This is a genomic window from Herminiimonas aquatilis, from assembly GCF_042665175.1.
GTDB classification, from domain to species: Bacteria; Pseudomonadota; Gammaproteobacteria; order Burkholderiales; family Burkholderiaceae_D; genus Oxalicibacterium; species Oxalicibacterium aquatilis.
On record NZ_JBHTCC010000001.1, the window covers coordinates 448,433 to 474,085 of the forward strand.

The window sequence follows — 25,653 nt, forward strand, 5'->3', positions numbered from 1 at the left end:
TTGCTTGTTTGCCGGTTGGTGGCAATTTGTATTTCTGACCTGCCAGCCGGATTGAAAAAATCATCCGTCTTTTTTGTTTCCAGTTACAAAAATCCGGTCGTCCTACCTGATTGTCCATTTTCGGTTATTCTTCCGCCAAAGTTGCCGCGCTTAATTCAGCATTAAATGCAGCACTAAGCAGGCGGAATATCGATAGAGGATCACCAATTGAGCAATTTATTTACGCGACGACTCGCGCTGACAGGCAGCGACGCACATCGCAGCCTGCTGAATCAGGGACGCCGCGGCATTGAACGCGAAACCCTGCGGGTAGACATGAGCGGCAAGCTCGCCATCGGCCCACACCCGCGCGCGCTCGGATCTGCATTAACCAACGCGCAAATCACCACTGATTATTCCGAATCGCTGCTGGAGTTCATTACACCAGCCGAGCACGATGTCGCCACTGCACTGGAAGAACTGGATCGTATCCATCGCTTCGTCAGCGCCAAACTGGACCATGAATTATTGTGGAGCCAATCGATGCCGTGCACCTTGCCGGATGAAGAGGATATTCCTATCGCCTGGTATGGCACATCGCACATAGGGCGCATTAAATATGTTTATCGCCGCGGTCTTGCGCTGCGTTATGGCAAGGCCATGCAATGTATCGCCGGCCTGCATTACAACTACTCGCTGTCGGAAGACTTGTGGCGCGTTCTGAAGAACGATGAAAAAAGTACTCTGGACGACAAGACATATCAATCAGAAAGCTATATCGCGCTGATACGCAATTTCCAGCGCTACAGCTGGCTGCTGATGTATCTGTTCGGCGCATCACCGGCACTTTCTACGCACTTCCTGCGCGGGCGCGAACATGAACTGGAAACCCTGTCCGACGACACCCTGTATCTGCCATATGCAACCAGTTTGCGCATGAGCGATCTTGGCTATCAAAACAATGCTCAAGCTGGTTTGATGCCGCCGTATAACGATCTGGAAAGCTATATGCGCAGCCTGTCGCGCGCAGTGCGCCAGGCTTACCCGGCATACGAAGCAATCGGCACGCAGCGTGATGGCGAGTGGATACAACTCAATACCAATCTACTGCAAATCGAAAATGAATATTACGCAACGATACGTCCGAAACGCGTCATCAACAGCGGCGAACGTCCGGTAGAAGCCTTGTGCGCGCGCGGTGTGCAATATATAGAAGTGCGCTGCATGGATATCGACCCGTTCGAGCCGCTAGGCATCAGCTTGTCCACCTCTCGCTTCCTCGATGCCTTCCTGCTGTTTTGCGCATTGGACGACAGTCCATTGATCGATGAAGTGACCAACAAGCGCAATCAGGAAAACTTCGCCAGCGTCGTCAAGGAAGGACGTCGCCCTGGTTTGATGTTGCAAGATGATAACGGCGCAGTCAGCTTGCAAGCGTGGGGGCTGCAACTACTTGAAAAAATCCAGGCAACCGCAACGCTGCTTGATGCACAACGCAATGATCAGCAACACAGCGATGCGCTGACGCTTCAAAAAGAGAAATTACGCAACCCTGAATTGACACCTTCCGCACGTGTACTGGCAGCCTTGAAGGCCACGAACAATTCATTTGAGGAATTTGGTCTGCAACAAAGTTTGCGACATGCCGAGTATTTTCGTCAGCGTCCATTAAGTGCCGATGAAAACGCCTATTTCGAAAATCTGGCAAAAGAGTCTCTTGCAGAACAAGAGAGAATGGAACGCACACAAAACGGCGACTTCGATGCCTTCGTGCTTGCCTATAGTCAAAGAACACCCAGTCAATTGTGTGACTGATATACGTTCCAAGCTTTCTGCCTTATAGCCGTTCATTCCACCTTCACTATTCCCCGATGAAGTCTCGCCGCAGGCGGACTTCATCGCGCCGCCGCGCTAAGCATTAGCAAATAGCAACATAGTCACACTCTGTGTACGTTAGCGCACAGACCACACCGTTGCGCCTCGGTAATCTTGCTTCGTCGGTGGCATTACCAACAGGCATGTCCATCGAAAGTTATATGGATAGTTTCCTTGAGAAATTGGATTAATCGACCAGTTTTCTACGTACGGTATGCACAAAGCCGTACGCTGAAATTCAGGTACCTTTTTTGCAACTTTTAGATGGAAAAACTACTCTAAAACGCGGGATCGAAATTACAAGAATTTTTAAATAATGTATCGCTTGCCGCTACGTTGAACCAACCGGAGAATAAATCATGACTAAAACAAAATTGATGACTGCCCTGCTCGCTGCCGTAATGATGACTGCCGTTGTCGGCTGTGCTTCTACTTCAACCAAAGAAGGTACAGGCGAATACGTTGATGATTCATGGATCACCACCAAAGTAAAAGCAGCGATCCTGAACGAGCCTACATTGAAATCGGCTGAAATCAATGTCGAAACATTCAAAGGTACCGTTCAGTTGAGTGGCTTCGTCAAAGAAAAAGCTGACATCAGCAAAGCAGCTAGCGTCACACGTACCGTTAAGGGCGTAAAAGAAGTCAAAAACGACTTGCGTCAGAAGTAATATGAATGGAGAAACCACTTTGGTGGTTTCTCCATTTTTTTGTACCCTGCATTAATGAACAACGCACCAAAAAGACGGCAATAGTCCACGCGTCTACACTTCCCGATACGCTCTAAATAGTCCTCGCTCTTGTCAACGCATTACCGTCAAAACCGTTAGTTGTTTTGTACTGGATACCCAACCCGCAAACAGAAAATCCATCCCCAGAATCCTTTCAGGAATCTGCATTATGATGGCGTTCTGATGTGGTAATTTTTCGCGTAGATTTGAACGGATGTTCGTTACGCACACTCTACAATTTTTTATAAGGAAACCACCATGCGTAAACTAATGATTGGCAGCATTGCCGCCGTACTCGCACTCTCAGGTTGTGCCAACATGTCTGAAACAGAACGCGGCACCGCACAGGGCGCGGGCATCGGCGCAGGCTTGGGCGCTTTGATCGGCGGCGTTGGTGGTGGCTCGAAAAATATCGCTGGTGGCGCGGCTCTTGGCGGCATCATCGGTGCGGTAGCCGGTAATGTCTGGTCCAGTAAAATGGAAAACCAAAAGCGCTCGATGGAACAGGCAACCCAGGGGACTGGCGTGCAAGTGACGCAAACGGCAGACAACCGCCTGAAGCTTGATATCCCTAGTGATATTTCTTTTGCGACAGGTCGCTCGGACATCAATTCCAGCTTCCGTCCTATCCTCGATCGTTTCGCAGTTGGACTGGTTGATAATCCTGCCGCTACCGTCACCATCATCGGCCATACTGATAGCACCGGCGGCGATGCGATCAATAACCCATTGTCATTCGACCGCGCATCGCGCACGCGTGATTACCTCGCGGGCCGTGGCGTTTCACCACAACGCATCTATGTCGATGGCCGTGGCAGCCGCGAACCGATTGCCAGCAACGCCAATGAATCAGGCCGCGCACGCAATCGTCGCGTCGAGATTTATGTTGCGGAACAACAGCAGCAACAGCAACCTCAACAGCAGCAATATCAACAACGCTAATTTCAGGTGGCGAGGAAATTCCTCGCTTGCTGATAACAAAAAGCCCTCATAACAGAGGGCTTTTTTATATTCATTCACAATAGCAATGCGGCCGCAGTTATTGCATATCCCGCTTATCTGAACAATAAAAAAGCCGCCTATAGCATAGGCGGCTTTTTTCCATGGGATCAGATTTGTTACCTGCCGTTTGCAACCAGCAAGCCATCATATTCCTTGCTTAGGCTGGTATAGCATTCGCAGATTTGCTCTTCCAGACCCGCTCTGTTGACGACAGTAATTTGTCCTCGGCTATAGTGAATCAAACCTTCATCCTGCAATTTGCGGGCTGCTTCTGTCACGCTTTCGCGTCGCACACCGAGCATATTGGCAATCAGATCCTGCGTCATGCTGATTTTGTTCGTAGGCAGGCGATCAAGGCTGAGCAGGAGCCAGCGACACAATTGCTGCACAATCGTATGGTGGCGATTGCATGCAACGGTGTGCGCCATTTGTGAAAACAAGGCTTGCGTGAAACGCAGCAGCAACTGTTGAAGTGGACCACCACGAGCGAACTCTTCGCGCAATACAGAAGCCTTGATGCGGAAGCCATAGCCGGCACTTTTAATGAATGCACGATTCAATGAAGCGCCGCCTCCCATTACAATGTCGACGCCGACCATGCCTTCGTAACCGATCACTGCTGTTTCGGAGGATGCGCCGTCCGCAGTTTCATACAATAGTGAGACGATGCTGCCAGTCAGAAAATAAGCGTATTGCATTTTCTCGCCAGCTTCGCATATCGTCGTGCCGAAAGGCATTTCGACGAATTCAAGATGCGGCAGCAAACGCTCGTAGTCAGCAGCCGGCAAAGCGGCAAGCAAACCGTTATGTTTTGGATTGTGGCCATGCAAACCCGCCAGCGCCTTGGGTGCTATCGGGCGACGATTAAGCGTTTCATCACTCTTAATTTTAAGTGCGGCGATGGCGTTGGAATTAATGACATGATGGCCAACGGGCTTGATACGCAGATTAGAGACTTGTGCCATGGGTATTCCCCTTGTAATCATGATTTCCGAGGCTTGATCATCACACCATCTTCGCGCCAGTAAAATCAGCGCTTATCCCATTTGCGTGTGAGATAGCGCTGACAAACAGACAATGGGCTATCTGCAGCGCCCATTACTCATTGGAAATCACTCCTTAACAATCTATCTGCATTCCCTGCACCGTTGCACCGGACCATAAAAAATGGCCCGCGACATAGGCCATTTTTAACAATTATCAACCCAGCTCTTATTTGGCCGGAGTTTTACGCTCACGCCCCACTTCGGCAATCGCGTCCTGAAATTCGGCAACATCTTCGAAACTCTTGTAGACCGAAGCGAAACGGATGTAGGCAATCTTGTCCAGCCGTTGCAACTCGCGCATGACTAGTTCACCAATCTGTCCGGAAACAACTTCTCGCTCGCCACTGGACAACAACTTTTGTTCAATGCGATGAATAGCCGCATCAACCGCCTCCGCGGAGACCGGCCGTTTGCGCAAGGCGAGTTGCAGACTGGCCTGCAGTTTCTTCGGGTCAAAATCAGTACGGCTTCCGTTCTTCTTGACGATGACGGGCATGGTCAGCTCAATCCGTTCGTACGTCGTAAAGCGCTTATCGCAACTCACGCAGCGACGTCGGCGACGTATGCTGTCGCCCTCTTCGGAAATACGCGTGTCCAGAACCTGCGTATCGTCATGCTGGCAAAAAGGACATTTCATTGCAGTGCGCGGCCTTATGGATCGTTATGTCAGTGAAACCTTGAACATTTTCGGCTACTTTCGCCGGCTCAAAAATACGACTACGACTACCTTACAACTCCACTTTCAGCTACTCGATATCCCAAAATGGCCTCATCCGGTCATTCACCGCAACGAGGCCACCTGGTATTACTTTTTCATTTTTACGAAACAGTACTTTGCTACCAATCCGATTTAAATCACAGACCAAACATCAACAGACCATTTGCCATACTAGCCATATACAGGGAAGGCATCCGTCAATTTCTTGACTTCGGCTTTCACGCGCTCAATGGTTGCTGCGTCACCAGGATTATCCAGTATGTCAGCGATCAGGTTGCCAACTTTGGTCGCTTCCGTTTCCTTGAAGCCGCGAGTCGTCATCGCCGGGCTGCCCAGACGAATACCGGAAGAAATAAACGGTTTTTCCGGATCGTTAGGAATACCGTTCTTGTTGGTCGTGATGTGCGCGGAACCCAGCAATGCTTCAGCATCCTTGCCGGTGATTTTCTTGGCGCGCAAATCGACCAGCATCACATGCGATTCGGTACGATTGGAAACGATACGCAAGCCGCGTGCAATCAATGCCTTGGCCAGCGCATCCGCATTCTTGACGACTTGTTGCTGATAAACCTTGAACTCTGGTGCCAGCGCTTCCTTGAAAGCGACCGCCTTGCCGGCGATCACATGCATCAAGGGACCGCCCTGAATACCAGGGAAGATCGCCGAGTTGATGATTTTTTCGTGCTCGGCCTTCATCAGGATGAAGCCGCCGCGCGGGCCGCGCAGGGATTTGTGCGTGGTCGATGTCACAAAGTCGGCGTATGGCACGGGATTCGGATATTCGCCGGCAGCGATCAGACCGGCGTAATGCGCCATGTCGACCATGAAGTAGGCGCCAATTTCCTTTGCGACTTTTGCAAAACGTTCGAAGTCGATGCGCAGCGCATAAGCGGATGCACCGGCAATGATCATCTTCGGTTTGTGTTCACGCGCCAGACGTTCCATCTGTTCGTAATCGATCTCTTCCTTCTCGTTCAAGCCATAGGACACGACGTTGAACCATTTACCCGACATGTTTAATGCCATGCCGTGCGTCAAGTGACCGCCTTCTGCCAGCGACATACCCATGATGGTATCGCCGGGCTTGAGGACGGCAAAGAACACGCCCTGGTTGGCTTGCGAACCGGAATTCGGCTGTACATTGGCCGCTTCTGCGCCAAACAATTGCTTGACGCGATCAATCGCGAGTTGCTCAACGATATCGACATATTCACAGCCGCCGTAATAACGCTTGCCCGGATAACCTTCCGCATATTTATTGGTCAGTTGCGAACCCTGCGCTTCCATCACCGCAGGCGATGTGTAGTTTTCGGAAGCAATCAGTTCGATGTGATCCTGCTGACGTGTATTTTCCTTCTGGATCGCCGACCACAATTCGGTATCTGTTTTTGCGAGGGTCTGGTCTTTTGAAAACATGAATCACTCCAATCGTTCAAAGATGAGAAGAAAGCTATAGCGTAGGTACAACGGCATATCGAAGTCGCATCAAAGATACGCAACACCAAGACATGCAATTACAACAACCTGGGATAGAAAGAGGGCCGAAATTGAACACACAGGCAGCCTCAGTCTTGCTTACCATTCGGGCTACCCAGGCGCACGGCAATGAAATCTCACGCTTCACGGTGGATAGGCCCACCTTACGACGCGATAGTATCGGTCGGATTCGCCAGTTACGTGAGACGAAATGGTGCTCGAATTTTACGCCAAGCGCCTGTTTTCGGCAAGCAGAGGACTACTGCTACCGAGATGAAAGAATGACAAGGCAGGGCTGACGACGAACGCCCGTCGACTGATACAATTCGGCATCCCGCGCGCAAGCGAAGCAGCATCGCCACGGCGCTAAAAGCAAATCTTGCCGTCACGCTCATCAGTATCGCCATCGGACCATTTAAAACATGAAAATAGCCACCTGGAATGTCAACTCCCTCAAAGTCCGCCTGCCGCAAGTCTTGCAATGGCTGAGCGACAATCCGGTTGATGTACTTTGTCTGCAAGAAACAAAAACCGTGGATGAAAAATTCCCGGTAGCGGAAATTGAAGCCGCCGGCTATCAAGTTGCATTCAGCGGCCAGAAGACTTATAACGGGGTCGCCATCCTGTCACGCCATCCGATTGCAGATGTCGTTAAAAACAATCCGCTGCATGCAGATGAACAACAGCGCATCATCGCCGGCACCATCGAAGGCGTACGCATCATCTGCGCCTACATTCCGAACGGGCAGTCGCTTGACTCGGATAAATACATCTACAAACTGAACTGGCTCAAGGGCTTGCATCAGTGGCTGGAACAGGAGCAACAACAGCATGCGCAACTAGCCTTGCTGGGTGACTACAACATCGCGCCGGAAGACCGCGACGTGCATGATCCGGCAGCGTGGGTGGGACAGGTGTTGGTGTCAGAACCGGAACGCGCAGCCTTCTTTCGCTTGCAGGAAATGGGTTTGACCGATGCCTTCCGCATATTTGAGCAGCCGGAAAAATTGTATAGCTGGTGGGATTACCGCCAAATGGGATTCCGCTTGAATCGCGGCTTGCGGATTGATCACATTTTACTGTCCGCACCGCTGGCCGCGCGCTGCAGCGCCTGCGTTATCGACAAGGTGCCACGCAAATGGGAACAGCCGTCAGATCACACGCCCGTGATTGCCACCATCGATTGATGCGGGCGATGACTGCACAGCACTTCTAAAAAATGCAGAATGTAAAAAAGCCCCGCATGTACGGGGCTTTTTTATTGACATTACAAGCTCACTTTCGTTTGCCTGCTTCCGTGTGATCAGTCTACGGTTGCGCCGCTTTCTTTCACGACTTTCGCCCATTTCACTGCTTCGTCTTTGACGAATGCAGCAAAGTTTTCAGGCGTATCGCCGACATAATCGGAACCGGTATCAGCCAGAATTTTCTGGAAAGTCGGTTCTTTCATGATTTTCTGTGTTTCAGCATTGATTTTTGCAACCAGCGATTTTGGCGTTCCGGCTGGGGCAAAGAAACCATACCAGGCATACGAAACCAGATTTGGGTAACCTGATTCAGCAAAGGTCGGAACATCAGGCAACAAAGACGAACGTTTTGCACCCGACACTGCAATCACTTTGACCTTGCCGCTTTTGATATGCGGCATGATCGCGATCATGCTGTCGAACATCACAGGCACATGACCGCCGAGCAAATCGGAAATCGCCGGTGCCGAACCCTTGTAAGGTACATGTGTGATGTCCAGCTTGGTCACACTCTTGAACAGTTCACCAGTCATGTGTTGCGGCGTGCCATTACCTGCCGATGCATAAGAAAACTGCGGCTGCGTCTTGATGTAAGCGATCAGTTCTTTCAGATTGTTGGCAGGTACGGATGGATTCGCTACCAGTACCAAAGGTACGCGCAACAGATTGGTGATAGGCACCAGATCCTTGCTAGGATCAAATGCCATTTTTTTGTACAGGCTAGGATTAATGACGATCGGTGCGCTGGATGTGATTAACAAGGTATTACCATCTGCAGCAGCACGCGCCACTGCAGCGCTACCGATGTTGCCACCGCCGCCGCCGCGATTATCAATTACAAAAGGTTGACCCAATGTTTCCGTCAAACGTTTGGCAATAGGACGTGCCGCGATATCGGATGGGCCGCCTGGAGGCCAGGGAACCACGACGGTGACCGTCGAGTTAGGCCAGTTTTGCGCAAATGCACTGACTGAAAAACTGGCTGCTGCAATCGCGCAAAAAAGTACTTTGCTCACGCGGGATACTTGTCTCATGATTCAATCCTTATAAAAGTAATCACGCACCAGCTTGTGTCTCGGCTGAAAAATGCCAGCTTGGATCAGTTGATACGTGAAGGACAAGGCGACGGATTACGCCTCGGAAAAAGAAGAATACCGCATCTTGCCGGATGATACTTACCGAATACTTACCAGATACTTACACGACCGATTTATTCAGCCGCATCACTCGCGTAATCGCTGCCCAAAGGGCCGTAAGTCAACGCATATCCTGCATCGTCGAGCACGCTCTGCGCTTCGGCCAGAAAGTGCTGTGCATCCTGATTCGGCGCATAAATAAATTGCACATGTATGGCAAGATCCATGCCGCGCGACGAAGGATAGGCAACAAAAATTTCGCTACTCTCGATGTATTGCAGACTATTGTTGATCTTTGCCTGCAGGTTGGCGAGGTGATCTTCGTCCCCGATCCAAGGCAAAGGGTCAACAATGTTCAATGTGCATATGCCGAACTCGCGATCGATAATGATGCTCTCGATAAGATTGATGCGTTCATCTGTCATGATTTGAATGTACTCGTACTTGATATATGGTGATTGCGTGACTGTTTTTAACGCACGCTCAGCGCTGGCAACAAAGCAGTAATAACAGACTCAGCCGTACCGGCAACACCCGCTGCAGCCCAGGCTTCGCCAACTATCAGCTCTTTTTAACCAACTGCTTTTCGAAAGCGATATCGGATTTGGTTTGGCGGCGCGGCGTTTGCGGACCATAGGCTTTGACGAAACTGACAAACTCATCCAGTGGCAGGTGCGGGCACAAGACAACCGGTGCGCCCTCACCCGAATTGTCGACCAGATAAAACGATTCTGCCGCAGTGCGCACCATCGCGTAACCGTCATTGCCGCTGCGTTCTTTCAGCCGCTCGACGGCGGAAGTGGCTCGGGTTGATCTCACGTCATGCTCCTGTATTAGTCTTAACGCAAGCGCGCGGTCAACATCCAGTAATGTTCAAAATAATGGATGCGCATGTCTTTTAACAAGGGCCCCAGGCGTTTGCGCAGGGTGCTACTGGTATAGTAGTTTTTAAGAATCTCGTAGCGTTCGCCATTTGGCAGCGCATGTATCTGATAAGTATTGCCTTCCTGATCAGTACGCGCGATCACGGTTTTTTCGGTATCGACTTGCGAATTATCGACCAGCACCAGCAAGCCATCCTTACCTATGATCTTGCGTATGCGTGCAATGACTTCACTCTGATCCTGGCGTTTGACATGCGACCACCAGAAGCCGGCGAAACAGGCGGTGAACTCGCCTTCCACCTGCGGATCGAGTGCATCGGTAACTGCAAACTGCACCACTTCCTCAGGCAATTCTCTGGCTTCGGCCTGCTCCAGCAAGGTCGGATTAATATCGGTGGCCAGCACCGAAGCTGCGTATTCCGCCAGTTCATCGGTCCAGTAGCCGTCACCACATGCCAGTTCCAGCACGTGCTCATCCGTCAGTTGATCGCGCAGTTTTTCCATGATGTCATCAAGTGCATCCATCCCATCCGGATTCTCGACATCTTCTTCATCGAAGTTGTTACGCTGCGCGTAATAGGCTGCCATATCGGTATTGACCGGTTTAATCATGCTTCCAACTTCCTAAAATGCAAAACTCAAAATAAAATACAAAACTCAAAAAATTACAAAGCACTTTTTGCGGCTCGGACTACAGTTCGTACATATCCTTCTCGCCGCTCAACACTTGCTCAACCAGTTTGCGATTGAGTGTAGGCGTCAGCAATTCGATAAACGTAAATACATAGCTACGCAGATACGCGCCCTGCTTCAGGGCTACCCGCGACACATTGGTACCAAACAAGTGACCGGCTGGAATCGCGCGCAGATTCTTGTCGCGTTCGGCATCGAAGGCCATGCCGGCAATGATACCGATGCCCATGCCCAGCTCGACATACGTCTTGATCACATCTGCATCGATGGCTTCCAGCAGAATATCCGGCTTCAGATTACGCAGATTGAATGCGTGATCGATCTTGTTGCGGCCGGCGAAGGCACTATCATAAGTAATGATCGGGTAAGCGGCCAGTTCTTCCAGCGTTATCGACTTGGACTTTAACAAGGGATGATCGAGCGGCACCACAACCTGATGCTCCCATTGATAACAAGGCAGGGAAATCAGCCCGTCTATGCTGGCGATCGATTCTGTTGCAATGGCAAGATCGGCCTGGTCCATCAAGACCATATCGGCAACCTGCTTGGGATTCCCTTGCAATAAAGACAAGCGCACCTTGGGAAACTTCTGCGTAAAAGCCTGTACCACCTTCGGCAGCGAATAACGCGCCTGCGTGTGCGTGGTCGCGATCGTGAAGCTGCCGCTATCGTGCGCCGCGAATTCATTGCCTATGCGTTTGAGGCCGTCGATCTCTTGCATGATCAGTTCGACCGACTTCAATACCGCGCGTCCAGGTTCCGTCAGGCCGCGAATACGCTTGCCGTGACGCGAAAAAATATCCACGCCTAGTTCTTCTTCCAGCTCGATGATCGCCTTGGACACGCCAGGCTGCGACGTAAATAGCGCTTTGGCGGCTTCGGTCAAATTGAAGTTTTGTCGAACCGCTTCACGAACAAAGCGAAGTTGGTGGAGATTCATGCCTTCCCCTTATATTTTTAGACCGAAATTGCCTTTCAGTCGTTTTTCACCATTGCTTATATCAAAAATGCATATAAGCAAATAATTACTAAGTAGTTTGGAATAAGGCTCAAGTTTATTACTATTCGCCCTACTTTGCGCGAGGTCTTATGTCTGTTTCTTATATCGTTTCAGGTTTTGCTGTCGGTTTGCTGGTCGGTTTGACCGGTGTCGGCGGCGGCTCCCTGATGACGCCCCTGCTCACCCTGATGTTCGGCGTATCGCCCACGGTTGCGGTAGGGACAGACCTGGCGTTCGCCTCTGTGACCAAGGTCGCCGGCACTTTTGCCCACCGCTATCGCGGAAATGTGCACTGGCACATCGTCCGTCAATTGTGCATCGGTGCGTTGCCGGCAGCCGTATTGACAGCGATCACACTGAAATACCTGGGTGGACTGGATCAGGAAATCGGCCAGGTCATACGGTATTCGATTGCCGGTTCGGTCTTGCTCACCGTGATTGCACTGATATTCAGAACCCGCCTGCAAAAATGGATGAGCGCACATCCGGATCGCCAATTTCACGGTACAAAACTGGTCACCGCAACGATTGTTTCGGGTGCAATTCTCGGTACATTGGTTACAATCTCGTCTATTGGTGCCGGAGCAATCGGCGCCACCATACTGGTTTTGCTTTATCCACGCCTGTCGCCGTCCGAAATTGCCGGTACCGACATTGCCTACGCAGTACCGTTAACCGCGATTGCGGCACTCGGCCACTGGTGGCTGGGATCAATCAATTGGGAGTTGCTGGCCATGCTGTTGCTGGGTTCCGTTCCCGGCATCACGCTGGGATCGCTGGTCTCAAAAGCCATACCGGAAAAAGTGTTGCGCGTCTTGTTAGCCACAGTGCTGACAACCGTTGCCGTCAAGTTAGTTTTTTAAGGAATCAAGATGTATCGCTACGATCAATACGACCATCAAATCGTCAAGGAACGTATCGCGCAATATCGCGATCAGGTCCGCCGTCGTCTGTCTGACGAACTGGCTGAAGACGAATTCCGTATCCTGCGCCTGCAAAACGGCCTGTACATGCAGCGTCATGCATACATGTTGCGTATCGCCGTGCCTTACGGCCTGCTGTCGTCGGCCCAGATGCGCATGTTCGGTCATATCGCCCGCAAGTATGATCGCGGCTATGGCCACTTCACGACGCGTCAAAACATCCAGTTCAACTGGATCAATCTGGAAGAAACACCGGACATTCTGACTGAACTCGCTTCAGTCGAAATGCACGCAATCCAGACCTCAGGCAATTGCATCCGCAACACGACTTCAGATGAATTGGCCGGCGTTGCAGCCGACGAAATCGTCGATCCACGTCCGTATGCAGAAATCATCCGTGAATGGAGCACCTTCCACCCGGAATTCGCTTACCTGCCACGTAAATTCAAAATCGCGATCAGTGGTGCCAAAGAAGATCGCGCTGCGACTGCAGTGCATGACATCGGCCTGCACGTGATCAAAAACGAACAAGGCGAAATCGGCTTCCGTGTGATGGTAGGCGGCGGCATGGGCCGCACGCCTATCCTCGGCAGCGAGATTTGCGCATTCCTGCCGTGGCAACACGTGATGACTTATCTGGAAGCGATCCTGCGTGTTTATAACCAGTACGGTCGTCGCGACAATATTTACAAAGCGCGTATCAAGATTCTGGTAAAAGCCATCGGCATCGATGAATATCGTCGTCAGGTCGAACAAGAATGGCTGGACATCAAGGATGGTCCAGGCACCGTGACTGAAGAAGAATTGCATCGCGTCGCTGCATTTTTCACTTCGCCAGAGTATGAAACCCTGTCTGCAGACAATGCAGATTTTGAAGCGAAAAAAGCAGACGACAAAGCGTTCAACAACTGGTTGAAGCGCAACGTCAAGGCACATAAGGTGCCCGGTTATGCGGCTGTTGTCCTGTCCTGCAAAAAAACCGGCGTACCGCCGGGCGATGCAACTGCAGAACAGCTGGATTTCATGGCTGATCTGTCTGACCGCTACAGCTTTGGCGAATTGCGCGTCACCCACGAGCAAAACGTGGTGCTGGCCGACGTTAAAGTGTCCGATCTGTACACCGTCTGGCAAGAAGCCAAAGCGCACGGATTGGCAACGCCGAATATCGGTTTGCTGACCGACATGATTTGCTGCCCTGGTGGCGATTTCTGTTCGCTGGCCAATGCCAAATCGATTCCGATCGCGGAAGCGATTGCTGAACGCTTCGACAATCTCGACTTCCAGCATGACATCGGCGAGATCGAATTGAATATTTCCGGCTGCATCAACGCCTGCGGTCACCATCACGTCGGCAACATCGGCATCCTCGGTGTCGATAAAGATGGTGCCGAGTGGTATCAAGTATCGATAGGTGGCGCACAAGGCAACGAAAGTTCGATCGGCAAGATCATCGGACCATCGTTTTCCGCGCACCAAATGCCAACCGTGATCGAACGCTTGCTGGAAGTCTATGTACGCGATCGCGTTGAAGACGAACGCTTTATCGACACTGCGCGCCGCCTCGGCGTCGCGCCGTTCAAGGAACATGTGTACGCCACCCCCATCAAGGTCGCGCATGCGAAGGGAGAAGACGCATATGCTTAATATCATCAAAGACAAAGTCGTGGTCGGCGAAGACGATTGGACATTGCTGCGTCTGAAGCCGGCAATCGTTGAAGGTACCGAAGGCGCGGAAGTGCAAGAAGGCGACGCGCCCGAAACAGTAGTCGTTCCAGCAGGCAAGGTCATCGTGCCGCTAGCCGTATGGCAAGCGCAACGCGCAACACTGGAAACACGTAAGGATGTCGGCGTCTGGCTCGCCAGTGACGAAAGGCCGGAAGCATTGAAAGACGACGCGACTAAATTGACCATGATCGCCATCGACTTTCCTAAATTTGCAGATGGTCGTGGTTATTCGATCGCCTATAACTTGCGCGCGCGTTACGACTACAACGGCGAACTGCGTGCAGTCGGCGATGTCCTTCGTGATCAACTGTTTTATATGCAACGCGTCGGCTTCAACTCGTTTGCCGTGCGTGCAGATAGGGACGTCAACGATGCGCTGAAAGGCTTGAGCGATTTTTCGGAAAGCTATCAGCAATCGTGGGATAAAAAGACCCCGCTGTTCCGCCGCGTCGATCGTCAGGCGGTCGCACCAAAATGATCAGCGAAAATTTCGACGAACTGGTGAAAACAACCATCGCAACCCTGCAACGGGTAGCTGATGAGTTTTCACCTGCGGTTTTTGCATCAAGTCTTGCAGCAGAAGATCAAGTACTGACCGACATGATCTTGCGCAACAAGCTGCAAGACAAGGTCGTCATCTTCACGCTGGAAACCGGCCGCCTGCACGCAGAGACTTTGGCCGTGCTTGATCGCATCAAGGAAACCTACGATTACGAAGTCACGCCGTATCGTCCGCAACCTGAGGCCGTCGAAGCCTATGTCAAGCAAAACGGCTTGAACGCCTTCTATGAAAGCGTCGAGATGCGCAAGGAATGCTGCCGCATCCGCAAGGTTGAGCCGTTGAATCGTGCGTTGAAAGGCAATCGCTCGTGGATCACCGGCCAGCGCCGTGCGCAATCAAGCACACGCGCCGAGCTGGATGTGCAAGAGCAGGATGAAGCGCACGACATGATCAAGTTCAACCCTCTGACGGATTGGTCGGAAGAAGATGTCTGGCATTACATCCGCAGTAATAACGTGCCCTACAACGTATTGCACGACCGTGGCTTTCCATCAATAGGCTGCGAACCATGTACGCGCGCGATTCAACCTGGCGAAGATGTACGCGCCGGTCGCTGGTGGTGGGAAAACCCGGAATCGAAAGAATGCGGTTTGCACGTCGTTGACGGCAAGCTGATCAGAATCAAACCTGTAGCAACTAACGCTTGAGATCCTATGAACACAGTAGTCGATAAATTATTTCTCGATGCAGCCAGCAATAAACATCTGGACTGGCTCGAATCCGAAGCGATCCACATCATGCGCGAAGTCGCAGCGGAATGCAGCAATCCTGCACTGCTGTTTTCGGGCGGCAAAGATTCGGTCGTCATGTTGCGTCTGGCTGAAAAAGCATTCCGTCCGGGTAAATTCCCTTTCCCGCTGGTGCACATCGATACCGGTCACAACTTCGACGAAGTGATTCAGTTCCGCGACAAGCGCGCTGCTGAACTCGGCGAACGTTTGATCGTGGGTTCGGTGGAAGATTCGATCAAGCGCGGCACTGTGCGCCTGCGTAATCCACTGACCGATTCGCGTAATGCAGCGCAAGCTGTGACGCTGCTGGAAACCATCGTTGAATATAAATTCGACGCCTGCATCGGTGGTGCACGTCGCGATGAAGAAAAAGCACGTGCCAAAGAACGCATCTTTTCCTTCCGTGACGAATTCGGCCAATGGAATCCAAAAGCGCAGCGCCCCGAACTCTGGGATCTGTATAACACCCGCGTACATCCGGGCGAAAACATGCGCGTATTCCCGATCTCGAACTGGACCGAACTCGACGTATGGCAATACATCGCACGCGAAAAACTCGAACTCCCGTCTATCTACTTTGCGCATCAGCGCCAGGTCATTCCGCGCAATGGCTTGCTGGTGCCGCTGACCGATTTGACACCAGCCAAAGACGGCGAAACAGTGGAGACGCAAACCGTCCGTTTCCGCACCGTCGGCGATATTTCGTGCACCTGCCCTGTGTCATCGGATGCCGATACAGTCGACGCGATCATTGCAGAAACCGCAGTCACCCAAATCACCGAGCGCGGCGCAACCCGCATGGACGATCAAACGTCTGAAGCATCGATGGAAAAACGTAAAAAAGAAGGATATTTCTGATGAGTGCCCAATTGAACGCTACCGTCGTGGCCGATAGTAATTCGAAAAAATCGGCCGAACGTGGCTTGCTGCGCTTCATCACGGCCGGTTCCGTCGATGACGGCAAAAGCACACTGATAGGCCGCCTGCTGTTCGACAGCAAAGGCATTTTCGCCGATCAACTCGATGCAATGTCGCGCGCCAAACATAAACGCACAGTAGGTGACACCATCGATCTGTCCTTGCTGACCGACGGTCTGGAAGCAGAACGCGAACAAGGCATCACGATCGATGTCGCCTATCGCTATTTCGCCACGCCAAAACGCAAGTTCATCATCGCCGATACACCGGGCCACGAACAGTACACCCGCAATATGGTGACGGGCGCCTCGACCGCTGATGCAGTGATCATCCTGATCGACGTCTCCAAAGTCAAACTCGGCGATAACGGCAGCGTTGAATTGCTGATTCAAACCAAACGCCATTCGACCATTGCGCACTTGCTGCAAATCGAACACGTGATCGTTGCAGTCAACAAGATGGATCTGATCAACTACGATCAAGCTATCTACGACCGTATTGTTGCGGCCTATACAGAATTTGCAAAAACTCTGGGGCTGAAGGATATTCGTCCGATTCCATTGTCGGCGCTGGCTGGCGACAACGTAGTGACTCGCGGCGAGAAACTGGATTGGTATCAAGGCCCAACCCTGATCGAATTACTGGAATCCCTAAGCGTCTATGACGAGTCGCATGACGAGCCATTCCGCTTCCCGGTTCAATTAGTCGCGCGCCACAACGGTCATGAAGCCGATGACTTCCGCGGTTACATGGGGCGCATCGAAGCTGGCAAGGTCAGCAAGGGCGACAAGCTCGTAGTGCAACCTAGCGGTCACACCGCAACCGTTAAAGATATTCAAACCCTGGATGGTTCGCTGGAATATGCCGTGGTCGGTCAATCAATCACCTTGCTGCTGGAAGAGCATGTCGATATTTCTCGCGGCGATATGCTGTCGGCTGCCAGCCGTCCAGCTGAACTGCTGAAAACCGTCAATGCTGATTTATGCTGGTTGTCGGAAGAGCCGTTGGATGTACGTCGCAAATACTGGTTGAAACATACAACCCGCCAAGTCGCGGCACGCATCACCAAGATCGACACACTGCTCGACATCAACACGCAAGAAAAACGTCCAGCCGACGAAGTCAAACTCAACGGCATCGCTAGCGTCACGATTAATGTGCAACAGCCATTGGCTGCTGATGCCTACGACGAAATCCGCTCGACTGGTGCTTTCATATTGATCGATGAAGTCACGCATCAAACCGTCGCAGCCGGCATGATCCGTCTGACGAAATAAACTCTAGGCAATCTAAGCAGCACAGCATGACGCAAGCAGAAAAAACGTACGGTAAGGTTTATTTGATTGGTGCCGGCCCCGGTGCCGTCGATTTAATCACCGTACGTGGTGCGCGCATTCTGGCGCAAGCCGATGTCGTCTTGCACGATGCATTGGTCACCGCAGACATGTTGGCGCTTTGTCCGCAGGCAGAGAAAATTTCCGTCGGCAAGCGCAGCGGCCAGCGCTCTACTGCACAGATTGCAATCAATCAGCTATTGATAGATTGTGCAGAAAAATACAAATTGATCGTGCGCCTAAAAGGCGGCGACCCGATGCTGTTCGGACGTGCCGATGAAGAACTTCACGCGCTTGAATCGCACGGCATAGAAGTTGAAATTATCCCCGGCATTACCACCGCTTTCGCCGCAGCAGCAGCGACACAGCAACCACTGACCAAACGTGGTGTCGCCCGCAGCATTGCCTTCTTCACTTCAGCCACCGCACCGAACCAACCGAATGAATTAACGCTGCCGGATTGCGATACCTTGATTCAGTACATGGGTGGCCGCGAGGCTATCGTCACTGCGCAAAAATTGCTGGAGCAAGGCCGCTCACCGGCATTACCAGTTGTCATCGTAGAAAACTGCAGTCTGGAAAATCAGCGCATCCTGCGCATGACCTTGCATGATCTGGAACAGGGATTGGGGGATTGCGAAGGGCCAGTGCTGGTGATGATCGGTGAAGCGATGGCGGAACGCAGTACTTCAATACAGAATAATTAAGCAAATAGTTAAGCGATAGCACTGACGCAATAAGTCGCCATCGCATTCAACACTTGAGGATCTTCACCGACAGCACCAGCGATCTTGAATGACAAGGCTGGATAAGTCGTTTTCAACTCATCAATGATCAAAGGCAGGTCGCGCAATACATGGCCCCCCTGCCCGAGAAATACCGGCACAATCGTCACATCATCCACGCCCGCGCTAACTAGTTCAGGCACCAGTTCCGGCAAACGCGGTGACATCAATTCCAGAAACGCCAATGACACCGTCAGTTCAGGCGACTGCGCCTGCACAATTCCCTGCAAGCGTTTAAACGGTTCGGCCCAACGTGGATCGCGTGCGCCATGTGCGAATAAAACTAAAGCACGTTTTTGTGTAGTCGCCATCTTTAATGCCTCTCCACCCACAACAAGGTACCAATCGCAGCCAGAAGAAACAGCAGGCTGGGTAAAACAGCCGTTGCAAACGGAGGCCAGGTATTTAGCAAACCCACATGCGAGAACAAACTGTTAATCAACTGAAAACTGACACCTATCATGATGCCGGTAAAAATTTTAAGGCTAACACCGCCGGAACGGAAGTGCAGATAAGCAAACGGTAAGGCCAGCGCCATCATCACGAATACGGCAAATGGATAAACGATTTTCTTCCACAACGCAATTTCATAGCGCGCGGTTTCGCGATTATTCTCTGACAGATATTGCGTGTAATTTACCAAGTCATAGGCCGACATTTGCGCCGGGTCAGAGAAACCTACGGAAAGAATTTCCGGTGTCACCTCGGATATCAGCGGCTTGCTGGCGAACTTCTTGGTCGAAATGGCAGTTGTAATATCGGACGCAACAGTAGCGCCCATCAGTTGCGTCTCACCGAAAGCCGCTTCCGAACCATCGGATAAATTCCAGGTATTGTCACCGACGTAATTTGCTGTCGCTGCAGTGATCAATGCGGTCAGGTGAAAGTTGCGGTTGAACTCATAAATTTTGAGATCAAGCAGTTTTCCATCCGGCTGTACTGTACGTACATTCAAGAAGCGAGAACCGATGACCTCGCCATCCTTGCCATTCGCCCGAATGAGGTCCTTGGTCCACAAGCCCGAGCGGAATTCCTGCGACAAGGAGCCACCTTGGTTCAACGTCCTGATTTTTCCTGCAGTGGACGATGAAATTGGCACGATGAATTCGCCAAAGACAAACGTCGTGATCGCAAACACCATGCCGATCTTGATCAACATCATGCCAGCCATGCCAGTCGACATACTGGATGCACGCATGATCGTGAATTCGGAACGCGCAGCAAATTGCGAAAGCGCCCAGATCGTCCCGATCAGTGCGGCAATCGGCATCAATTCGTACAGATAGCCAGGCATAGACAGCAGCACGAATAACAATGCATGCTGAATCTTGTAACCGCCGTGTCCCACCGCTTTAAGCTCGGCAATCAAGTCGAAGAAGCCAAACAAAGCCAGAAAAGCAATCAATACGAAGATCACAGAGCGGCCGATCTCGGCCGCAAAGTACTTTTGCAGGATTTTCATGATGCCGCCCGCCGCGTGAAATAAGCGCGCTTGATCATGGCCCACACGACCAGTGGATGGTAGCTGCTGTTCACATTCAAGCGCCATGCAAAGAATACGACGACGATCAGCAATGCCACCAGATGCACCGGCCACCAGGCCAGCATCAGTAAGCTGCGGCCCTGCACCACCGTCGCTTGCGCATAACTGAGCATGTTGCTGTAAAAAACGAAGAGGAATAATGCGATCAGCAAATTGGCTGAACGGCCCCCACGCGGATTGACAAAACCCAGGGGGATCGCCAGCAACATCAACAAAATTCCCATCAGTGGCAGGGAAACCCGCCACAGCAATTCAGCGTCGTTGAAGTTATTGCGATTAACTAAAAGTTCTTTTGTCGACAATGCACGGGCTGACGTGTCACCCACCATTGCACTGGACTGACTGGACACCAATACGCCATAACGATCGAATTCCATCAATTGAAAATCCGATTGTGTGGGTACACCGTCGTAACGCCGGCCCTGATGCATGACGAGAAATTTGTCGCCAGCCGGATCGGCTTCGACCGTACCTTCCTTCGCTACCACCACGCTGGTTTTGCCATTGCGCACGCTACTGACGAAAATGTTCCTGACCTTGGTCGCATCACCGGCTACGCCTTCGACGAAAAACACGCGATTGGATGATGAAGATTCCTGAAACTTGCCCGGCGAAACTCGCGCGATATCTTCGCGATTCGCATAGCGTTCTTTATAAATAGCGCTTTGCTGGTTAGACCACGGCGTGAGGAAAAAACTGAGCAAGGCAGTCGTGATTACAATTGGCAAACCGAACATCAGCACGGGTGAAATCCAGCGTGACAGACTCAAACCTGAGGCAAACCAGACCACCATTTCGGAATCCTGATAGCTGCGCGTCACGACCAGCAATACCGACATGAAGCCGGCCAGATTCAGAATAATCGGTAAATAGTTGAGGGCGGAAAAGCCGATCAAGGCAACCACATCGGCGGACGCGACTTTGCCGCCCGCAGCCTGCCCCAGTATACGAATCAACATCACGGTGATCGTAATAGTAAGAAGGGTGGTGAAGACGGCGCCAGCGGTATTAAGCAAGTCGCGTCTAAGCGCGCGCTGAAAAATCATTGGAAGGCTATAATCGTGGATCGACAAGGAGAGCAACGCATGGACTTTAGCATAAAAGCACTGGACGCAAAAAGCACTATCGCCAGTATCAAGACCGGCTGCATCGCAGTTGCAGTATTTGAGAACAAAAACCTGTCATCCGCTGCGCAAGCCTTGAACCTCAAGGGCGATATCAGCGCTGCATTGAAATCCGGCGACATTACCGGCAAAGCCGGTTCCACCTTGCTGTTACGCGGCGTCAACGGTGTCGCTGCAGAGCGCGTATTGCTGGTCGGTTTGGGCAAGGAAGAGGCTGTCAGCGAAAAAGATTTCTCATCCGCGGCACAAGCTGTTGCACGTACCTTCAGCTCACTGGGTGCCAGCGATGCCGTTGTCGCACTGCCCTTGGATGCTGTCGCTGGCCGCGATCCTGCATGGGCCATTCGCTGCACCATCTTGAATGCGCGCGATGCAGCCTACCGCTTCGATAGTCTGAAAAGCAAGAAAGAACCCACTCCTGTCGGTGTGAAAAAAATCGCGTTTGCCGTCGCTCCGACTGCCGAAAATATTGCGAAAGAAGCGATCGCGCAAGCCGTAGCCGTCGCAAACGGTATCGACCTAACCAAGGATCTCGGCAATCTTCCTGCCAACGTCTGCACCCCGACTTACCTGGCGAACACCGCCAAGAAAATGGGCAAGGACTTCAAGCTGCAGGTGGAAGTGCTGGATCGCAAGCAGCTGCAGGCTTTAAAGATGGGCAGCTTTTTGTCGGTCACCAACGGCAGCGTAGAACCGCCTAAATTCATCGTCATCAAACATCTGGGCGGCAAAGCCAAGGATGCACCTACCGTTTTGGTAGGCAAAGGCATCACCTTCGATTCCGGCGGTATCTCGCTGAAACCAGGTGCCGCCATGGATGAAATGAAATACGACATGGGCGGCGCTGCATCGGTACTCGGCACCATGCGCGCAATCGCCGAACTGAAGTTGAAACTCAACGTTATCGTTGTTGTTCCTACCTGTGAAAACATGCCATCCGGCAGTGCCACCAAGCCCGGCGATATCGTGACCTCGATGTCGGGCCAGACGATTGAAGTTTTGAATACTGATGCAGAAGGTCGCTTGGTTCTGTGCGATGCACTGACTTATGTAGAACGCTTCAAACCGGCCGCCGTGGTAGACGTCGCAACCTTGACCGGCGCCTGCATCACCGCACTCGGCCATCACAATTCCGGTCTGTTTACCCGCAGCGACGACGCACACGATGCACTCGCGAATGAATTGCTGGCAGCCGGCAAAGCAGCGAGCGATACCGCATGGCGCATGCCTATCGAAGACAGTTATCAGGAACAGCTGAAGTCCAATTTCGCCGATATGGCCAACATCGGCGGCCCGGCCGGCGGTGCTGTCACTGCAGCTTGTTTCCTGGAACGCTATACGAAGAAATACACCTGGGCGCATCTGGATATCGCCGGTACCGCGTGGAAAAGCGGCGCTGCCAAAGGTTCTACCGGCCGGCCGGTGCCCTTGCTGACCAGTTTCCTGATCCAGCGCGCGCAGGCAGCCAAGTAATCAGACCAACATGTGCGTGTGCAAGCGATATTTGCCACGCACATGGTTAATCTGCGATAGCGTTAAACGAACACCCTCTTCGATCACGCTTTTGTTTTAAAGGAAATTCCATGATCGTCTTGATCACAGGTGCAAGTTCAGGCTTCGGTGCTGAAATGGCGCGAAAATTTGTACAACAGGGGCACAAGGTTATTGCAACTGGACGCCGTACTGACAGACTCGCTGATCTCGCTGCTGAACTGGGCTCGGCGGTTTTAACAGTCGCCATGGATGTGACCGACAAACATTCGATCACCGCCGCGTTAGCCTCCTTGCCTCCTGAATGGCAGGAAATCGATGTGCTGATCAACAATGCCGGGCTCGCACTCGGCGTCGCGCCCGCACAGAGCGCATCGCTGGAACAATGGGAAACCATGATAGAGACCAACTGCAAAGGTTTGGTCACCGTGACGCGTCTGGTCTTGCCGGATATGCTTAAGCGCAATCGCGGCACCATCATCAATATCGGTTCCAGTGCAGGCGCTTATGCGTACCCGGGCGCCAATGTATATGGTGCAACCAAGGCCTTCGTCGCGCAATTTACACTCAATTTGCGCGCAGATCTGGTCGGCACCGGCGTGCGTGCGACCAACCTTGCTCCCGGTCTGGCAGGCGGCACGGAGTTTTCAAATGTGCGCCTGAGCGACGATGCTGCGGCTGCGAAAGTGTATGAAGGGACTGTGCCTTTGAGCCCTAGCGATATTGCAGACACTGCATACTGGATTGCAACCCTGCCACCGCATGTCAACATTAATCATATTGAAATCATGCCGACATGCCAGGGCTTTGGCCCCTTGTTTATCAAGCGGAATCAAGCGTAATACCTGATAACTGTGCCGCTTGAACATGCTAAAGCAGCAAATTCAAGCACGCAAGTAACAATCTTGTCATGTCAAATCAATATCATCGATAATTGCGCATCCGCAGATAATCATGGCAACGCCATCCAGGCGCGGCTAACTCAAGGTCAACCGATGCAGTCAAATTTTACGTGGACCATCCGCGTCTATTACGAAGATACCGATGCAGGTGGCGTCGTGTTCTATGCGAACTACCTGAAATTCTTTGAACGGGCGCGCACTGAATGGCTGCGCAGCGCCGGGATCAACCAGCACAGCATGACCGAAACACATGGCGTCATGTTCGTGGTCAAGAGCACGGCTGTTGATTATCATGCCCCTGCGAAACTGGATAATGAACTGAAATTGACGGTTGTAGTCGAAAAGATGGGTCGCGCTTCGGTACAATTCGTGCAACAGGCTTGGCGCATCAATGGCGACAGCGAAGAATTACTGGCAACTGGCCGGATCAAGGTCGGTTGCGTGGATACATTGGGTTTCCGGCCCAGCGAAATTCCTCAGGAAGTTTTGCAAAGCATCCGCACGATTGAATCAACGTGATCAAGCTTGCAATGCGGCCCCTGCCACGTGACAGGCGACGCACAAGCAAACCGTAAAGAAGCACTACAGAACCACATATTTATAGAACAGTACTTGCAAGACCAAACCGCACAGCCCCCTGCCAGTTGCGCATACAATTGATCAATTCGACTACACCACACATCCATGACCGTCACTCAAGACCTTTCTTTTGTTCATCTGATTACCAACGCTTCGGTTCTTGTACAGCTCGTCATGCTGCTTCTGGTCGGCGTCTCTGCCATGAGCTGGACCTACATCTTTCGCAAGATGTTCACGATCAAGAATGCGCGCAGACAAACCGAAGAATTCGAACGCGCATTCTGGTCCGGCGGCGACTTGAATGCGCTGTATCAGGACGCCACCTCCAATAGACGCAAAAGCAGCGGTTCGACCGGCGCGCTGGAACGCATCTTCGAAGCCGGCATGAGCGAATTCAACAAATCCCGTGCCGCTCACGACCCGTCGCAGGCCAGCGTGCGTCTGGATGGCGCACGTCGCGCCATGCGTGCTGCTTACCAGCGCGAAATGGATGCGCTGGAATCCCACCTCGCCTTCCTCGCTTCCGTCGGTTCCGTCTCACCATATGTCGGCTTGTTCGGAACCGTGTGGGGCATCATGAATTCGTTCCGTGGTCTGGCAAACGTACAACAGGCAACGCTGGCCGCTGTTGCACCGGGGATTGCAGAAGCACTGATCGCTACCGCGATAGGCTTGTTCGCAGCGATTCCTGCAGTGGTTGCCTACAACCGTTATTCGCACGATATCGACAGACTGGCGATGCGTTTCGAAAGCTTCGTTGAAGAGTTCTCGAACATCCTGCAACGTCAGACGCGTTAAGGGCTGCAACGATGTCATTCTCATCCGGAAGCATGCGCGGCGGGCGCAGCAGAAAATTCAAGTCAGAGATCAACGTCGTCCCGTACATCGACGTCATGATGGTGCTGCTGGTGATCTTCATGGTAACCGCGCCCATGGTCAATCCCAATGAAATCCAGCTGCCAAACGCCGCCAGGTCCACGCAGCCGCCGACCGAATACATCAGCATCGAATTGAAAGCCGATGCGTCGGCTGCAGTTTCGGTAAAGGGAAAAAAAGGGGGGGCAGCTTCTAGCGAAACCGTGGGACGTGGGGAACTAGGTAAAAAATTGAAGGCCTTGTACGCCGACAATCCTGATATCGCCGTGATGATCGCCGCCGACAAGAACATTAAGTACGACGATGTGATGCAAGCGCTATCGGAAGCAAAAAAACTTGGCATCAGCCGCGTAGGTCTGGCTACCAATTGAAT

At 52.0% G+C, this 25,653-nt stretch carries 27 protein-coding genes and 1 riboswitch; of the genes, 16 read left to right on the forward strand and 11 right to left on the reverse strand.

Annotation, left to right across the window (positions count from 1 at the left end):
• Positions 1 to 207 precede the first annotated feature (207 nt).
• From gshA to ACFQO0_RS01965, 3 genes are all read left to right on the forward strand, one after another.
• Entirely contained in the window at positions 208 to 1,794 is a 1,587-nt protein-coding gene (gene gshA / locus ACFQO0_RS01955) for a glutamate--cysteine ligase (RefSeq protein WP_382232367.1), read from the forward strand.
• A gap of 419 nt (positions 1,795 to 2,213) precedes the next feature.
• Positions 2,214 to 2,525, forward strand: a complete 312-nt coding sequence (locus tag ACFQO0_RS01960) for a BON domain-containing protein (protein ID WP_382232368.1) — start codon at positions 2,214 to 2,216, stop codon at positions 2,523 to 2,525.
• A gap of 318 nt (positions 2,526 to 2,843) precedes the next feature.
• Positions 2,844 to 3,527: a YiaD family glycine zipper/OmpA-like lipoprotein gene (locus tag ACFQO0_RS01965; protein ID WP_382232369.1), complete on the forward strand. Its 684-nt coding sequence runs from the start codon at positions 2,844 to 2,846 to the stop codon at positions 3,525 to 3,527.
• A 176-nt stretch (positions 3,528 to 3,703) separates the two neighbouring features.
• Here the strand turns inward: ACFQO0_RS01965 and ACFQO0_RS01970 are convergent, their stop codons facing one another.
• The 3 genes from ACFQO0_RS01970 to glyA all read right to left on the reverse strand — a co-directional run bounded on the left by ACFQO0_RS01970 (position 3,704) and on the right by glyA (position 6,767).
• Positions 3,704 to 4,552, reverse strand: a complete 849-nt coding sequence (locus tag ACFQO0_RS01970) for a Crp/Fnr family transcriptional regulator (protein WP_382232370.1) — start codon at positions 4,550 to 4,552, stop codon at positions 3,704 to 3,706.
• A 247-nt stretch (positions 4,553 to 4,799) separates the two neighbouring features.
• Positions 4,800 to 5,270: a transcriptional regulator NrdR gene (gene nrdR, locus ACFQO0_RS01975; protein WP_382232371.1), complete on the reverse strand. Its 471-nt coding sequence runs from the start codon at positions 5,268 to 5,270 to the stop codon at positions 4,800 to 4,802.
• A 252-nt stretch (positions 5,271 to 5,522) separates the two neighbouring features.
• Positions 5,523 to 6,767 (reverse strand): serine hydroxymethyltransferase, encoded by a 1,245-nt coding sequence (gene glyA / locus ACFQO0_RS01980; RefSeq protein WP_382232372.1) that lies wholly within the window; start codon positions 6,765 to 6,767, stop codon positions 5,523 to 5,525.
• A 166-nt stretch (positions 6,768 to 6,933) separates the two neighbouring features.
• Positions 6,934 to 7,038: riboswitch (ZMP/ZTP riboswitch) on the reverse strand.
• Between the two features lie 211 nt (positions 7,039 to 7,249).
• Between glyA and xth the strand changes: the two genes are divergently transcribed.
• Positions 7,250 to 8,014: an exodeoxyribonuclease III gene (xth, locus tag ACFQO0_RS01985; protein ID WP_382232373.1), complete on the forward strand. Its 765-nt coding sequence runs from the start codon at positions 7,250 to 7,252 to the stop codon at positions 8,012 to 8,014.
• A 116-nt stretch (positions 8,015 to 8,130) separates the two neighbouring features.
• On the opposite strand, the gene ACFQO0_RS01990 is transcribed toward xth, so the two are convergent.
• The 5 genes from ACFQO0_RS01990 to ACFQO0_RS02010 form a co-directional block, all read right to left on the reverse strand.
• Positions 8,131 to 9,108 (reverse strand): Bug family tripartite tricarboxylate transporter substrate binding protein, encoded by a 978-nt coding sequence (locus ACFQO0_RS01990; protein ID WP_382232374.1) that lies wholly within the window; start codon positions 9,106 to 9,108, stop codon positions 8,131 to 8,133.
• Between the two features lie 176 nt (positions 9,109 to 9,284).
• Positions 9,285 to 9,635 (reverse strand): DUF6572 domain-containing protein, encoded by a 351-nt coding sequence (locus tag ACFQO0_RS01995; RefSeq protein WP_382232375.1) that lies wholly within the window; start codon positions 9,633 to 9,635, stop codon positions 9,285 to 9,287.
• 136 nt (positions 9,636 to 9,771) lie between these two features.
• On the reverse strand, positions 9,772 to 10,029 hold the full coding sequence (locus tag ACFQO0_RS02000) for a hypothetical protein (protein ID WP_382232376.1): 258 nt from the start codon (positions 10,027 to 10,029) through the stop codon (positions 9,772 to 9,774).
• Between the two features lie 20 nt (positions 10,030 to 10,049).
• The gene (locus tag ACFQO0_RS02005) at positions 10,050 to 10,706 is read right to left on the reverse strand and encodes a class I SAM-dependent methyltransferase (RefSeq protein WP_382232377.1); all 657 of its coding nucleotides are present in this window, start codon (positions 10,704 to 10,706) and stop codon (positions 10,050 to 10,052) included.
• A 79-nt stretch (positions 10,707 to 10,785) separates the two neighbouring features.
• Positions 10,786 to 11,727, reverse strand: coding sequence for a CysB family HTH-type transcriptional regulator (locus tag ACFQO0_RS02010; RefSeq protein WP_382232378.1), 942 nt, complete (start codon positions 11,725 to 11,727; stop codon positions 10,786 to 10,788).
• A gap of 149 nt (positions 11,728 to 11,876) precedes the next feature.
• On the opposite strand from ACFQO0_RS02010, the gene ACFQO0_RS02015 reads away from it, so the two are divergent.
• The 7 genes from ACFQO0_RS02015 to cobA are packed head-to-tail and all read left to right on the forward strand — an operon-like array spanning position 11,877 to position 18,687.
• Positions 11,877 to 12,650, forward strand: coding sequence for a sulfite exporter TauE/SafE family protein (locus tag ACFQO0_RS02015; protein WP_382232379.1), 774 nt, complete (start codon positions 11,877 to 11,879; stop codon positions 12,648 to 12,650).
• A gap of 9 nt (positions 12,651 to 12,659) precedes the next feature.
• Positions 12,660 to 14,354 (forward strand): nitrite/sulfite reductase, encoded by a 1,695-nt coding sequence (locus tag ACFQO0_RS02020; RefSeq protein ID WP_382232380.1) that lies wholly within the window; start codon positions 12,660 to 12,662, stop codon positions 14,352 to 14,354.
• Positions 14,347 to 14,913 carry a DUF934 domain-containing protein gene (locus ACFQO0_RS02025; RefSeq protein WP_382232381.1) on the forward strand — a complete coding sequence of 189 codons (567 nt, stop codon included), beginning with the start codon at positions 14,347 to 14,349 and terminating at the stop codon, positions 14,911 to 14,913. The genes ACFQO0_RS02020 and ACFQO0_RS02025 overlap by 8 nt, the downstream gene beginning before the upstream one ends.
• The gene (locus ACFQO0_RS02030) at positions 14,910 to 15,644 is read left to right on the forward strand and encodes a phosphoadenylyl-sulfate reductase (RefSeq protein ID WP_382232382.1); all 735 of its coding nucleotides are present in this window, start codon (positions 14,910 to 14,912) and stop codon (positions 15,642 to 15,644) included. The genes ACFQO0_RS02025 and ACFQO0_RS02030 overlap by 4 nt, the downstream gene beginning before the upstream one ends.
• Before the next feature lie 6 nt (positions 15,645 to 15,650).
• Positions 15,651 to 16,586 (forward strand): sulfate adenylyltransferase subunit CysD, encoded by a 936-nt coding sequence (gene cysD / locus ACFQO0_RS02035; protein ID WP_382232383.1) that lies wholly within the window; start codon positions 15,651 to 15,653, stop codon positions 16,584 to 16,586.
• Positions 16,586 to 17,923 (forward strand): sulfate adenylyltransferase subunit 1, encoded by a 1,338-nt coding sequence (locus tag ACFQO0_RS02040; RefSeq protein WP_382232384.1) that lies wholly within the window; start codon positions 16,586 to 16,588, stop codon positions 17,921 to 17,923. Before cysD ends, ACFQO0_RS02040 begins: the two co-directional genes overlap by 1 nt.
• Positions 17,924 to 17,949: 26 nt before the next feature.
• The gene (gene cobA, locus ACFQO0_RS02045) at positions 17,950 to 18,687 is read left to right on the forward strand and encodes a uroporphyrinogen-III C-methyltransferase (RefSeq protein WP_382232385.1); all 738 of its coding nucleotides are present in this window, start codon (positions 17,950 to 17,952) and stop codon (positions 18,685 to 18,687) included.
• A gap of 8 nt (positions 18,688 to 18,695) precedes the next feature.
• On the opposite strand, the gene ACFQO0_RS02050 is transcribed toward cobA, so the two are convergent.
• Genes ACFQO0_RS02050 through lptF form a run of 3 tightly spaced genes read right to left on the reverse strand, consistent with a single transcriptional unit; the run spans position 18,696 to position 21,354 of the window.
• Positions 18,696 to 19,076: a sirohydrochlorin chelatase gene (locus ACFQO0_RS02050; RefSeq protein ID WP_382232386.1), complete on the reverse strand. Its 381-nt coding sequence runs from the start codon at positions 19,074 to 19,076 to the stop codon at positions 18,696 to 18,698.
• Between the two features lie 2 nt (positions 19,077 to 19,078).
• Positions 19,079 to 20,227, reverse strand: coding sequence for an LPS export ABC transporter permease LptG (lptG, locus tag ACFQO0_RS02055; protein ID WP_382232387.1), 1,149 nt, complete (start codon positions 20,225 to 20,227; stop codon positions 19,079 to 19,081).
• Positions 20,224 to 21,354: an LPS export ABC transporter permease LptF gene (gene lptF / locus ACFQO0_RS02060; protein ID WP_382232388.1), complete on the reverse strand. Its 1,131-nt coding sequence runs from the start codon at positions 21,352 to 21,354 to the stop codon at positions 20,224 to 20,226. The genes lptG and lptF overlap by 4 nt, the downstream gene beginning before the upstream one ends.
• Before the next feature lie 39 nt (positions 21,355 to 21,393).
• Between lptF and ACFQO0_RS02065 the strand changes: the two genes are divergently transcribed.
• The 5 genes from ACFQO0_RS02065 (at position 21,394) to ACFQO0_RS02085 (ending at position 25,651) form a co-directional block, all read left to right on the forward strand.
• Positions 21,394 to 22,905, forward strand: a complete 1,512-nt coding sequence (locus ACFQO0_RS02065) for a leucyl aminopeptidase (RefSeq protein WP_382232389.1) — start codon at positions 21,394 to 21,396, stop codon at positions 22,903 to 22,905.
• Positions 22,906 to 23,015: 110 nt separating this feature from the next.
• Positions 23,016 to 23,765 (forward strand): SDR family NAD(P)-dependent oxidoreductase, encoded by a 750-nt coding sequence (locus ACFQO0_RS02070; RefSeq protein ID WP_382232390.1) that lies wholly within the window; start codon positions 23,016 to 23,018, stop codon positions 23,763 to 23,765.
• Positions 23,766 to 23,918: 153 nt separating this feature from the next.
• Positions 23,919 to 24,344 carry a tol-pal system-associated acyl-CoA thioesterase gene (gene ybgC, locus ACFQO0_RS02075; protein WP_382232391.1) on the forward strand — a complete coding sequence of 142 codons (426 nt, stop codon included), beginning with the start codon at positions 23,919 to 23,921 and terminating at the stop codon, positions 24,342 to 24,344.
• Positions 24,345 to 24,509: 165 nt separating this feature from the next.
• A complete protein-coding gene (tolQ, locus tag ACFQO0_RS02080; RefSeq protein ID WP_382232392.1) occupies positions 24,510 to 25,202 on the forward strand; it encodes a protein TolQ in 693 nt (230 codons plus the stop codon).
• Between the two features lie 11 nt (positions 25,203 to 25,213).
• Complete coding sequence (locus ACFQO0_RS02085; protein WP_382232393.1) at positions 25,214 to 25,651, forward strand: ExbD/TolR family protein; 438 nt, start codon at positions 25,214 to 25,216, stop codon at positions 25,649 to 25,651.
• The last annotated feature ends 2 nt before the right edge of the window (positions 25,652 to 25,653 follow it).

What these genes read in the sequence shown, in the direction of transcription:
- ACFQO0_RS01960 (WP_382232368.1), top strand. Translation starts at nt 2,214, where the DNA reads ATGACTAAAACAAAATTGATGACTGCCCTGCTCGCTGCCGTAATGATG.
- ACFQO0_RS01965 (WP_382232369.1), top strand. Translation starts at nt 2,844, where the DNA reads ATGCGTAAACTAATGATTGGCAGCATTGCCGCCGTACTCGCACTCTCA.
- ACFQO0_RS01970 (WP_382232370.1), bottom strand. Translation starts at nt 4,552, where the DNA reads ATGGCACAAGTCTCTAATCTGCGTATCAAGCCCGTTGGCCATCATGTC.
- nrdR (WP_382232371.1), bottom strand. Translation starts at nt 5,270, where the DNA reads ATGAAATGTCCTTTTTGCCAGCATGACGATACGCAGGTTCTGGACACG.
- glyA (WP_382232372.1), bottom strand. Translation starts at nt 6,767, where the DNA reads ATGTTTTCAAAAGACCAGACCCTCGCAAAAACAGATACCGAATTGTGG.
- xth (WP_382232373.1), top strand. Translation starts at nt 7,250, where the DNA reads ATGAAAATAGCCACCTGGAATGTCAACTCCCTCAAAGTCCGCCTGCCG.
- ACFQO0_RS01990 (WP_382232374.1), bottom strand. Translation starts at nt 9,108, where the DNA reads ATGAGACAAGTATCCCGCGTGAGCAAAGTACTTTTTTGCGCGATTGCA.
- ACFQO0_RS01995 (WP_382232375.1), bottom strand. Translation starts at nt 9,635, where the DNA reads ATGACAGATGAACGCATCAATCTTATCGAGAGCATCATTATCGATCGC.
- ACFQO0_RS02005 (WP_382232377.1), bottom strand. Translation starts at nt 10,706, where the DNA reads ATGATTAAACCGGTCAATACCGATATGGCAGCCTATTACGCGCAGCGT.
- ACFQO0_RS02010 (WP_382232378.1), bottom strand. Translation starts at nt 11,727, where the DNA reads ATGAATCTCCACCAACTTCGCTTTGTTCGTGAAGCGGTTCGACAAAAC.
- ACFQO0_RS02015 (WP_382232379.1), top strand. Translation starts at nt 11,877, where the DNA reads ATGTCTGTTTCTTATATCGTTTCAGGTTTTGCTGTCGGTTTGCTGGTC.
- ACFQO0_RS02020 (WP_382232380.1), top strand. Translation starts at nt 12,660, where the DNA reads ATGTATCGCTACGATCAATACGACCATCAAATCGTCAAGGAACGTATC.
- ACFQO0_RS02025 (WP_382232381.1), top strand. Translation starts at nt 14,347, where the DNA reads ATGCTTAATATCATCAAAGACAAAGTCGTGGTCGGCGAAGACGATTGG.
- ACFQO0_RS02030 (WP_382232382.1), top strand. Translation starts at nt 14,910, where the DNA reads ATGATCAGCGAAAATTTCGACGAACTGGTGAAAACAACCATCGCAACC.
- cysD (WP_382232383.1), top strand. Translation starts at nt 15,651, where the DNA reads ATGAACACAGTAGTCGATAAATTATTTCTCGATGCAGCCAGCAATAAA.
- ACFQO0_RS02040 (WP_382232384.1), top strand. Translation starts at nt 16,586, where the DNA reads ATGAGTGCCCAATTGAACGCTACCGTCGTGGCCGATAGTAATTCGAAA.
- cobA (WP_382232385.1), top strand. Translation starts at nt 17,950, where the DNA reads ATGACGCAAGCAGAAAAAACGTACGGTAAGGTTTATTTGATTGGTGCC.
- ACFQO0_RS02050 (WP_382232386.1), bottom strand. Translation starts at nt 19,076, where the DNA reads ATGGCGACTACACAAAAACGTGCTTTAGTTTTATTCGCACATGGCGCA.
- lptG (WP_382232387.1), bottom strand. Translation starts at nt 20,227, where the DNA reads ATGAAAATCCTGCAAAAGTACTTTGCGGCCGAGATCGGCCGCTCTGTG.
- lptF (WP_382232388.1), bottom strand. Translation starts at nt 21,354, where the DNA reads ATGATTTTTCAGCGCGCGCTTAGACGCGACTTGCTTAATACCGCTGGC.
- ACFQO0_RS02065 (WP_382232389.1), top strand. Translation starts at nt 21,394, where the DNA reads ATGGACTTTAGCATAAAAGCACTGGACGCAAAAAGCACTATCGCCAGT.
- ACFQO0_RS02070 (WP_382232390.1), top strand. Translation starts at nt 23,016, where the DNA reads ATGATCGTCTTGATCACAGGTGCAAGTTCAGGCTTCGGTGCTGAAATG.
- ybgC (WP_382232391.1), top strand. Translation starts at nt 23,919, where the DNA reads ATGCAGTCAAATTTTACGTGGACCATCCGCGTCTATTACGAAGATACC.
- tolQ (WP_382232392.1), top strand. Translation starts at nt 24,510, where the DNA reads ATGACCGTCACTCAAGACCTTTCTTTTGTTCATCTGATTACCAACGCT.
- ACFQO0_RS02085 (WP_382232393.1), top strand. Translation starts at nt 25,214, where the DNA reads ATGTCATTCTCATCCGGAAGCATGCGCGGCGGGCGCAGCAGAAAATTC.